General features: G+C 61.4%; 3 protein-coding genes and 2 tRNA genes. 4 read left to right on the top strand and 1 reads right to left on the bottom strand.

Features of this window, described 5'->3' with window-relative positions; translation table 11 throughout:
* Positions 1 to 102 precede the first annotated feature (102 nt).
* The gene (gene dinB, locus QMX91_RS28200) at positions 103 to 1,164 is read right to left on the bottom strand and encodes a DNA polymerase IV (RefSeq protein WP_098967529.1); all 1,062 of its coding nucleotides are present in this window, start codon (positions 1,162 to 1,164) and stop codon (positions 103 to 105) included.
* A gap of 280 nt (positions 1,165 to 1,444) precedes the next feature.
* On the opposite strand from dinB, the gene QMX91_RS28195 reads away from it, so the two are divergent.
* The 4 genes from QMX91_RS28195 to QMX91_RS28180 all read left to right on the top strand — a co-directional run bounded on the left by QMX91_RS28195 (position 1,445) and on the right by QMX91_RS28180 (position 6,029).
* Positions 1,445 to 1,521 (top strand) — tRNA-Met (locus QMX91_RS28195).
* A gap of 220 nt (positions 1,522 to 1,741) precedes the next feature.
* Positions 1,742 to 1,818 (top strand) — tRNA-Met (locus QMX91_RS28190).
* Positions 1,819 to 2,097: 279 nt separating this feature from the next.
* Positions 2,098 to 4,737 carry a bifunctional lysylphosphatidylglycerol flippase/synthetase MprF gene (mprF, locus tag QMX91_RS28185; RefSeq protein WP_007964392.1) on the top strand — a complete coding sequence of 880 codons (2,640 nt, stop codon included), beginning with the start codon at positions 2,098 to 2,100 and terminating at the stop codon, positions 4,735 to 4,737.
* A complete protein-coding gene (locus QMX91_RS28180; RefSeq protein WP_027611097.1) occupies positions 4,737 to 6,029 on the top strand; it encodes an AcvB/VirJ family lysyl-phosphatidylglycerol hydrolase in 1,293 nt (430 codons plus the stop codon). The genes mprF and QMX91_RS28180 overlap by 1 nt, the downstream gene beginning before the upstream one ends.
* Positions 6,030 to 6,181 lie beyond the last annotated feature (152 nt).

The raw sequence follows: 6,181 nt of genomic DNA, 5'->3' as shown, positions 1-6,181 counted from the left end.
GAGCAAGCCCGCTCCCACAGTTGATTGCATTCCACTGAAGGAACTCGATCAAATGTGGGAGCGGGCTTGCTCGCGAAAGCGGCATCAGCAACACCGCAGCAATTAGCGCTCAAACAACTCCATCTGCTCAAACCCACCGCGCAAATCCTCAAGTCTCACCCCCACACCCAACAACCGCACCGGCTTCCCGCCACGGTTGAACGCCTGGGTCAACATCAACTGATAACTGCCCAGATCGCGCCCTGCCCCGGCCTGCTCCAGTGTGGTCTGGGTAAAGTCATGGAACTTCACTTTGACGAACGGCTTGCCCGGTCGATAACTGCTGTCGATCCGCTCCATGCGGGTTTTCAGGGTTTCCAGCAACTCCGGCAGCTTGTCGAGGCAACTGCGCAGATCCGGCAGATCGACGTCGTAGGTGTTTTCCACGCTGATTGACTGTCGGCGGCTGTCGTTGTGCACCAACCGGTCATCGATCCCACGGGCCAGACTCCAGAGTCGCTCACCGAAACTGCCGAATTCACGCACCAGCGCCAACTTGTCCCACTCGCGCAGTTGCAGGCAATCGACGATACCGAGCTTGCCCAGCTTGTCGGCAGTGACTTTGCCGACGCCGTGCAACTTGCTCACCGGCAAGCCACTGACGAAATCCTCGACCTGGTCCGGAGTAATCACGAACAACCCGTTGGGCTTCTTCCAGTCGCTGGCGATTTTGGCCAGAAACTTGTTCGGGGCCACGCCCGCAGACACGGTGATGTGCAACTGATTGGAGACCCGCCGGCGGATATCCTGCGCGATGCGCGTGGCACTGCCGCCAAAATGCGCGCTGTCGGAGACGTCGAGGTAGGCCTCATCAAGCGACAGTGGCTCGATCAGATCGGTGTAATCGCGAAAGATCGTATGGATTTCCTTCGAGGCTTCGCGATAGGCCTCCATGCGCGGCTTGACGATGGTCAGGTCGGGACACAGCTTCAAGGCATGCCCGGACGACATTGCCGAACGTACGCCATACGCCCGCGCTTCATAGTTGCAGGTGGCAATGACCCCACGCCGATCCGCCGACCCGCCCACCGCCAGCGGTTTGCCGGCCAGGTTCGGGTCGTCGCGCATCTCGATGGCGGCGTAGAAACAGTCACAGTCGACGTGGATGATTTTTCGCTGGGTCATGACAGAAAAGGAAACATGGCGAGCCGGAAACGCAGTATCTCACTCGCACCTGTATATAGCACCAGTGGTCTGAAGGTTCTTTTCAGGTTGTAGGAAAACAACCATGAATTTATTTTCTCAATCGAGAATCATCGAACGATAGAGCTGAAAGCCTTGCCCCACCTGCCCTGCGCGCCCGTCTCCTGCACTGGAAAAAGCGCTAACCGATTGAACAGGAACAGATTTATCCAGATTCAAGGTTGACACCCCGGCGATCCTCTGTAGAATGCCGACACACAGACGCGGGATGGAGCAGTCTGGTAGCTCGTCGGGCTCATAACCCGAAGGTCGTCGGTTCAAATCCGGCTCCCGCAACCAAACATCAAAAAAGGCTACTCGAAAGAGTGGCCTTTTTTGTGTCTGTCTGTTTTTCAGACCAGCCTCTGCATCACGCACATCCGGGCGAACAGGAATTCGTTGCATTTCCGAAACTTACCGCGCCGCTGCGACCGTTTGACGCAAATTCACACTTATTTGACCCTTTACGGGATTAGCGGTTGACACCTCGCCGTTCGCCTGTAGAATGCCGCCACACAGACGCGGGATGGAGCAGTCTGGTAGCTCGTCGGGCTCATAACCCGAAGGTCGTCGGTTCAAATCCGGCTCCCGCAACCAAACATCAAAAAAGGCTGCTCGAAAGAGTGGCCTTTTTTGTATCTGTGGAAAAAGTCCTTTCGCAACAATGATCTGTCACGCTGCAGTGAAACGCTCAGGATCATCAGACCCGCCGAGTTGCGACTATGCTTGAGTCGCAGGCAAGACGTCTGCAATCCATGACCCGCCCTCGCCGATCCCGGATGAGAGGCGTAGTATTTTGTGATTATTTTTTTCTACAGGGATTGGTAACTTGGCTGGATACCTCCATCCTGTCGCGCACAATCCAAGAGGTGATTGATGCGCGCCAACTCGTCTGATTCACAAGACACCGTCACAGCAGAACATCCGATCAAACCCGAGCGCCTGCGCTTGCTGGATCGGTTGAGCAAATATCGCCAGCCGATCGGTCTGGCGGTCACGTTGCTGCTGTTTGCCATTGCGCTGATTGCCTGCCGCCATCTGCTGAGCGAACTCGATCTGTATGCCCTGCATGACTCGATTCTGGCGGTGCCGAAACCGGCCCTGCTCGGCGCAGTGGCTGCGACGGTGGTCGGCTTCATCATATTGCTGGGCTATGAATGGTCGGCCAGCCGCTATGCCGGCGTGACACTGCCGCCGCGCACTCTGGCGCTGGGCGGCTTCACCGCATTTGCGATTGGCAACGCCATCGGCCTGTCGCTGCTGTCCGGCGGCTCGGTGCGCTACCGTTTATATGCACGCCATGGGCTGGGCGCCTCAGAAGTCGCGCACATGACCCTGTTCGCCAGCCTGTCGCTGGGTTGCGCCCTGCCACCGCTGGCGGCTCTCGCGACCCTGAGCGACCTGCCCGCCGCCTCCGCCGCACTGGGCCTGTCGGAAGGCCTGCTCGGCACGATTGCCATGGTGGTGCTGGGTCTGGGCGCGATTCTGGCGATCGGCATCTATCGCCGCCGCCTGCCGGAGCAGCCGTACCGCGACAACCTGCTGGTCAGGGCCGGTCGCCGGACGCTGCGCCTGCCGGGCCGACGCCTGACCTTCCTGCAACTGATCATCACCGCCCTCGACGTCGCCGCAGCGGCCACCGTGCTTTATCTGCTGCTGCCGGAAGCCCCGCCGTTCGGCGCGTTCCTGCTGGTGTACCTGCTGGCCCTGGCCGCCGGCGTCCTCAGCCATGTGCCTGGCGGTGTCGGGGTTTTTGAAGCGATCCTGCTTGCCGCGTTTGCCGACACCCTCGGGGCCGCGCCACTCGCCGCCGCCCTGCTGCTCTACCGTCTGATCTACGTCGTGCTGCCGCTGCTGGTGGCCTGCCTGTTCTTGCTGATCAACGAAGGCCAGCGCCTGTTCCAGACCCAGACCATGCGCGCCGCATCCGGTCTGGCCGCGCCGATTCTGGCGGTGCTGGTGTTTCTGTCCGGCGTGGTGCTGCTGTTTTCCGGTGCCACCCCGGAGATCGACACGCGTCTTGAACACATCGGTTTTCTGATCCCGCATCGACTGGTCGACGCCTCGCACTTCGGCGCCAGCCTGATCGGTGTGCTGTGTCTGATGCTGGCGCAGGGCCTGCGCCGTCGCCTGTCAGCCGCGTGGATGTTGACCACCATTCTGTTGCTGGTCGGCGCCCTGCTCTCGCTGCTCAAAGGCTTCGACTGGGAAGAAGCCACGCTGATGACACTCACCGCTGCGCTGCTGGGAGTGTTCCGCCGTTCGTTCTATCGCCCGAGCCGCCTGACCGAACTGCCCTTCTCGCCGCTGTATCTGGTGGCCAGCCTTTGCGTCCTGGGCGCCTCGACCTGGTTGCTGCTGTTCGCCTATCAGGACGTGCCGTACAGCCATCAACTGTGGTGGCAGTTCACCCTCGACGCAGACGCCCCGCGCGGCTTGCGTTCGTTGCTCGGCGCCGCCGTGCTGTTACTGGTGATCGCGCTGACCTGGCTGCTGCGCACCGCGCGCCCGGTGATCCACCTGCCGACCCCGGACGAACTGGATCGCGCCGCGAAAATCCTGATGGCTTCGTCGCAACCCGATGGCGGCCTCGCGCTGACCGGTGACAAAGCGTTGCTGTTTCACCAGAACGACGAAGCCTTCCTGATGTACGCCCGCCGTGGCCGCAGCCTGGTGGCGCTGTACGACCCGATCGGCCCCGGCCAGCAACGCGCCGAGATGATCTGGCAGTTCCGCGACCTGTGCGACATCCATCACGCTCGCCCGGTGTTCTATCAGGTACGTGCGGAAAACCTGCCGTACTACATGGACATCGGCCTGACCGCGATCAAGCTCGGCGAAGAAGCCCGGGTCGATCTGCAGCGCTTTGACCTGGAAGCCAAGGGCAAAGAAATGAAGGACCTGCGCTACACCTGGAACCGTGGTACCCGCGATGGTCTGTCGCTGGAAATCCATGAGCCGGGCCAGGCGCCGATGGACGAGTTGAAAGTGATTTCCGATGCGTGGCTGACCGGCAAGAACGTGCGCGAGAAAGGTTTCTCCCTCGGTCGGTTCAGCGACGATTACCTGAAGCATTTCCGCATTGCGGTGATTCGCTTCGAAGGTCGCCCGGTGGCGTTCGCCAACCTGCTCGAGACTTTCAGCCATGACCTGGCCAGTCTCGACCTGATGCGCTCGCACCCGGACGCCCCCAAGCTGACCATGGAGTTCCTGATGGTCGGCCTGATTCAACACTATAAGAGTCACGGATACGCGCGCTTCAGCCTGGGCATGGTGCCGTTGTCGGGGTTGCAACCCCGGCGTGGTGCACCGCTGACCCAGCGTCTGGGTTCGATGGTCTTCCGCCGTGGTGAGCAGCTGTACAACTTCCAAGGCTTGCGCCGCTTCAAAGACAAGTTCCAGCCTGACTGGGAACCCCGTTATATGGCAGTGCCCGCCGGACTCGATCCGCTGGTGGCGCTGGCCGATACTGCCGCCCTGATCGCGGGTGGCTTGACTGGATTGGTGAAACGCTGATGATTCAACGCTCCCTGAAGTACATCCTGGCCGCACTGATCGTGCTGGCCGTGATTGCCGGCGGCGGTTACTGGTACCTCAAACGCCCGGCACCGCAACCGACTCTGCAACCACTGACGGCCGCCGACGGCACGGTCATGACCCGCGTCATACCCGGCACTCAGCCCAAAGCGCAGGTGCTGGTCGCGGTCAATGACGACCAGAAGCTGACCGACAACCAACTGAGCACCCTGAGCCGCAGCGCCTCGGCGCAGATCGTTCAAGTGATTCTGCCCAAGGACTGCCTGCAACAGAGCCGCGCCCTGCAAACCGGCCTGCGCGAACTGAATGGCCCGGCCACGCTGGTCAGCGGTATCGGCCCTGGCGCGGTACTGGCCTGGCGCTGGCTGTCCGAGCAGAAGGACGACAAGGCCCAGGCGATCTCGGTTGACCTGGCGCTGGAAAAACCCGGTTGCACTCACCTGCTGCCGAAATCCGCGGCTCATGGCCACTGGCTGGTGGCGTGGAACGACAACCCGGACGACACCAGCGCCGGTTTCGTGCGCGATCAACCGAACGCCGAAACCAGCATCAGCGACTACGACATCAACCTGCCGCAGGTGCTGAACAACGAGCTGCGCAAGATCCTCGTCGGCGGCGACAAGGCCAACGGCGGTCTGGCAATCCCGGTGGTGGAAGTGCCGGCCGGTCAGGCCAAAGATACCGTCACGCTGTTCCTCTCCGGTGACGGCGGCTGGCGCGACCTCGACCGCGACGTAGCGGGCGAGATGGCCAAGATTGGCTACCCGGTGGTCGGCATCGACACCCTGCGCTACTACTGGCAGCACAAGAGCCCCGAGCAAAGCGCGCTGGACCTGACCGAACTGATGCAACACTACCGGCAGAAATGGGGCACCAAACGCTTCATCCTGACCGGTTACTCGTTCGGTGCCGACGTCCTGCCAGCGATCTACAACCGCCTGCCGGACACCGAGCAGCAACGCGTCGACGCCATCATCCTGCTGGCTTTCGCCCGCACCGGCAGCTTCGAAATCGAAGTCGAAGGCTGGCTCGGCAACGCCGGCAAAGAAGCCGCCACCGGCCCGGAAATGGCCAAGCTGCCAGCGGCCAAAGTAGTGTGCATCTACGGCGCCGAAGAAACCGACGAAAGCGGCTGCACCGACAAGACGGCAGTCGGCGAAGCAGTGAAACTGCCCGGCGGCCACCACTTCGACGAGAACTACCCGGCGCTGGCCAAGCGTCTGGTGGACCTGATCGAGAAGCGTCAGAGCAAGGATCAGCCGACAGAGTGATCTGCGCCGGCAGAACAAAAAGCCCCCGCAACTTCGCAGTTGCGGGGGCTTTTTACATCTCGGACGACTAACCCATTCCCCTGTAGGAGTGAGCCTGCTCGCGATAGCGGAGTGTCAGCCACCTAGTTGCCAACTGACACACCGCTATCGCG

The sequence above is a fragment of the Pseudomonas sp. PS01299 genome (assembly GCF_029960145.1).
Taxonomy (GTDB): domain Bacteria; phylum Pseudomonadota; class Gammaproteobacteria; order Pseudomonadales; family Pseudomonadaceae; genus Aquipseudomonas; species Aquipseudomonas putida_A.
Note: the sequence above shows the minus strand (reverse complement) of the source record. Positions and strands in the feature narration are given on the sequence as shown.